Annotated in this window: 2 protein-coding genes; both read left to right on the forward strand. The window is 46.8% G+C overall.

Going from position 1 to position 4223, the window contains the following annotated elements; translation table 11 throughout:
* Positions 1-800: RluA family pseudouridine synthase (locus tag JGK16_RS12435; RefSeq protein WP_293190631.1), on the forward strand; the 800-nt coding region annotated here is incomplete at its 5' end.
* 1067 nt (positions 801-1867) lie between these two features.
* Positions 1868-4135, forward strand: coding sequence for an ATP-binding protein (locus tag JGK16_RS12440; protein ID WP_293190630.1), 2268 nt, complete (start codon positions 1868-1870; stop codon positions 4133-4135).
* The last annotated feature ends 88 nt before the right edge of the window (positions 4136-4223 follow it).

Below are 4223 nucleotides of genomic sequence, written 5' to 3' on the forward strand. Positions count from 1 at the left end.
GGGGCGCGCCAGATGCCCAACCCCTACTCCCCACAACTCATCAAAACAATCATGGTGGAACGGGCATCTTGCCCGTTACCGATCGCTCTTGGGGCGCGCAAGATGCCCATCCCACAAATCTCAAAAAATTTGCTGGAACGAGCATCTTGCCAGTCACCAATCCCCAGGAAATGCTGCCAATTGTTTATGAAGACAAATGGTTAATTGCAGTCAACAAACCCCCAGACTTGCTGTCAGTTCCAGGTCGTTATCTGGAAAATCAAGATAGCGTTTTGAGTCGCTTGCAAAACTTGTTGCCGGATGGGTTAGAACTGACGGCGGTGCATCGGTTAGATTTAGCAACATCTGGGATTTTGTTGCTGGCGCGGGACAAAGAAACCAGCAGTCAACTAAGCCTGCAATTTGAGAAACGGCGGGTTCACAAAGTTTATGAAGCAGTGCTTTCGGGGACTGTCAACATAGAGGCGGGGACGATCGCACTCCCGGTAAAAAAAGACCCGAAAAATTCCCTGGTTCAGCAAGTTAATTTGGAGTGCGGAAAACCCAGCATTACTAGGTTTCAGGTAATGGCGAAGGAGGGAAATTGTACTCGCGTCGAGTTTTGGCCGCTGACGGGGCGCACGCATCAATTGAGGGTTCATGCAGCGGATGTTCGAGGGTTGGGAATACCGATTTTGGGCGATCGACTTTACGGATGTCGCGCCCCTGCGAATCGGCTGCACTTGCACGCGCGGGAACTCTCCTTTGAGCATCCGCATTTGGGTTCAAGGCTCAGCTTACAGGTGGCGACGCCATTTTGATCGTGCGGGCGATCGCAAGTCCGATAGTGCGATCGCCTGAAAGTAGAATAACAAGTTATATTGACTTTGCTAGCTATCGGCAATGAGCAGCTATTTCTTAGTTGAGGCGCTCGGTTGGGGCGATACCAAGTCTCGCAACCGCTTTCGTCGGTTAGGACTCGATGCAACAATATTCGTAGGGTGCGTCGCTATTCTTAATCCCTAAATTCTATCGACTTGGGGAGTGGCGACGCACCTGACACATAGGACTCGTGGAAACAACCCTCCGTTTCAATCCGCCCAACAATTATTGGGTCGCACGACTTTTTCTAAATGGTATAAGATATGCAAGGGTCGCATGAATTCAGTTGACAGTTGACAGTTGACAATTGAAAGCACTTAACAAAAGAAGGAAGAGGATTAAAGTAATGAATCGTCTGATTTTAATTTATCCCTTTTAAGGAGAGGCTTTAAACCAATTCTTTCTGGTACACAATTAAACTGCTTTAGTTGCTGGCGCATTCGACTGTTTAACTTTCCACCAGCGCTCAATCAAGTTAAGATCGGATAAATAAGGATTCGAGAGACTCCCGCGTGTAAACGTGCGGGGAGTCTCTCAACAGCTCTTTGCCAGCTTCTAGAGAAGGGGAGCATCTCAGTTTGGCATTTACAGTCGAGCGTCCCCGCTCGCACTACTATAAAAAATGCTTCTTGCAAAACTGAGATGCTCCCTAGAGAAGTGCTTTATACTATTTATAAAAACCATTGGCACAACATAATTGTTAGGTTTGTTAACAATAATCATGGCAGAAACCAGGTGCGTCGATGTGAGACGATCGATTTTTATTTATAAGTCAATACGGTTCACTTAAGAGAGATCCCCCCTAACCCCCCGAACCAAGGGGGGGACAAGAATGCTCTCAAAGTCCCCCTTCTTAAGGGGGATTTAGGGGGATCTCCGGGGTATAAAAAGTGTTAAGTGAACTGTATTGATTTATAAGTTTGAAGGGCGACGCACCCTACAGCTACTAGATAAGTGCTTTCCTGAACACAAATATTTTTTTTAGCCGGAGTTTCGCGGACTATTTATGATAAACCAGGTTGTTGATTTAAGCCAAACTGTCGATTTAACCAACTGCGATCGCGAACCGATTCAAATTCCAGGGCTGATTCAGCCCCACGGGGTGCTGTTGGTTTTGCAGGAGCCTGACTTGAAGATTGTCCAGGTCAGCAATAACGCGTTGGCTTTGCTAGGTCAACAGCCCCAAGATCTGTTGGGCAAACCGCTATTAAACTTACTCGCTCCTCAGCAGATTAATGCAATTCGGCAGTGCTTAAGCGAAGACTTTGAGTATGTGAATCCGTTAGATATTTCTCTAAAAGCTCAAACAAAATTACTTCATTTTGATGGCATTGTTCATCGCTGCAATACCATAATTTTTTTAGAATTGGAACCAAAAAAGAAAAGACAAAAAACAGACTTCTTCCATTTTTACCAGCGATTAAAAGGAACGATTACTAAAATTCAAAAGGCTCCAACCTTGCTGGAAATGTGCGAGGTTGTAGTTAAAGAAGTGCGAAAAATCACTGGATTCGATCGCGTTATGGTATATCAATTTGATGCCGCAGGATCCGGACGGGTGATTGCAGAAGATCGGGTAGAAACGCTAACGCCTTATCTGGGCTTGCACTATCCGCCCAGCGACATTCCCCAGCAAGCGAGACAGCTTTATACCCTCAACTGGCTGCGGTTAATTCCAGACTCCTCCTATGAGCCTGTGGCGTTAGTGCCAGCGCACAATCCCTTAGACTCGCGCCCGACGGATTTGAGTTTATCGGTGCTGCGGAGCGTGTCTCCCGTACACTTGGAATACCTCAAGAATATGGGTGTATCAGCCTCCATGTCTATTTCACTGATCCAAGACCAAAAACTATGGGGGCTGATTGCTTGCCATCATTCGACGCCGAACTATGTGCCCTATAGCGTGCGAACCATGTGCGAGTTTGTGGGGCAGGTAATGTCGATCGAACTTGCAAACAAACAAGATCGTGAAGACTTAGACTACAAAATGACATTGAAGTCGCTCCAAAGCAAGTTTGTAGAATCGCTATCTCAGTCAAAAAGCTTCTGGGATGGATTAGTTCAACTCAACTCGAACCTGCTAGATCTGGTGGGTGCGACGGGAGTGGCGGTTTGCGCGGGAGAACAAGTTATTTGTATTGGTGAAACGCCGCCAGAAGCTGAAATTCCTGCCCTGCGGGAATGGATTAAAAGCCAAATTCAACACAACCTGTTTCAAACCCGATCGCTATCTGAAATTTATCCAACCGCAGAGTCATTTAAGAGCGTTGCGAGTGGACTGTTAGCATTAGAAATTTCCAAAGTCAACAAAAATTATATACTCTGGTTCCGTCCAGAAGTGATTCAAACAGTCAACTGGGGCGGCAACCCGAACAAACCTGTCGAAGTCACAATCGATCGCGAGATGCGGTTGTCTCCTCGCAAATCCTTTGAACTCTGGCAACAAACGGTGCAGGGCTGCTCGTTACCTTGGAAGTCCTGCGAGATCGAAGTCGCCACCGAACTGTGCAGCCTGATCGTCGGGATTATCCTCAGTCAGGCAGATGAAATGGCAAAGATTAATCTAGAATTGGAACGCAGTAACACTGAACTAGATGCCTTCGCTTACGTCGCATCCCACGATCTCAAAGAACCGCTGCGCGGCATTCATAACTATTCCAATTTCTTGATAGAAGATTACGGGGAGGTGTTGCACGAGGATGGCATCGCTAAATTGCAAACGCTGGTGCGCCTAACCCAACGCATGGAAGATCTGATTAACTCTCTGCTACACTATTCCAGGCTGGGACGCAGCGAACTTTCGCGCCAACCGACAAATCTCAACGATTTAGTGCGACAGTCGATCGACATTTTAAAGATCGGCGGGCCTCCGCAAGCGATCGAGTTTCGCACTCAATCGTTGCCGACAGTTGCCTGCGATCGCACTCTAGTTAGCGAGTTAGTCCTCAACCTAATTAGTAACGCGATTAAATATAATAATAAAACCGAGAAATGGGTGGAAATTGGTTTGATCGAATCAGAATCCGCTAGCAGTAAAGATCCAAGTTTATATACCTTTTATGTGCGAGATAACGGCATTGGCATCCCCCAACAGCATTTGGAGCGCGTTTTTCAGATATTCAAGCGACTCCACGCACAAGACGAATATGGTGGCGGTACAGGGGCAGGTTTGACGATCGTCCAAAAAATTGTCGATCGACACGGGGGAAAAATTTGGGTAGAATCGACGCCCGGTGAGGGCAGCACGTTTTACTTCACATTGTGGCGTTGCTGAACTAGGGTATGATGAAATGGTCGTCGGAGCGTCACAAATCACACACATTTAAAAGGAATATTATGCAATGCCCGGAATGTCAGTCTAC

The organism is Microcoleus sp. PH2017_09_SFU_O_A (assembly GCF_020738625.1).
Classification (GTDB): domain Bacteria; phylum Cyanobacteriota; class Cyanobacteriia; order Cyanobacteriales; family Microcoleaceae; genus Microcoleus.